Raw genomic sequence first — 267 nt, forward strand, 5'->3', positions numbered from 1 at the left:
GATGAAGGGCACCTCGTTGACGTGCAGGGCGTGGAAGACGAGCTTCACGCCGATGAACGCGAGGATGACGGCGAGACCCTGCGACAGGTACACGAGACGCTCGAGCAGACCGCCGATCAGGAAGTACAGCTGGCGCAGACCCATCAGCGCGAAGGCGTTGGCGGTGAAGACGATGTACGCCTCGTTGGTCAGACCGTAGATCGCGGGGATCGAGTCGAGCGCGAACACCAGGTCGACGAAGCCGATCGCGATGACGCAGAGCAGCAG

Annotated in this window: 1 protein-coding gene; it reads right to left on the reverse strand. The window is 62.9% G+C overall.

The window, feature by feature from the left end; translation table 11 throughout:
• Positions 1 to 267 (reverse strand): TerC family protein (locus ACEN88_RS35540; protein ID WP_413347100.1); only part of this gene is annotated, 267 nt, incomplete at both ends.

It is taken from the genome of Massilia sp. CT11-108, assembly GCF_047302915.1.
GTDB classification, from domain to species: Bacteria; Pseudomonadota; Gammaproteobacteria; order Burkholderiales; family Burkholderiaceae_D; genus Telluria; species Telluria orientalis.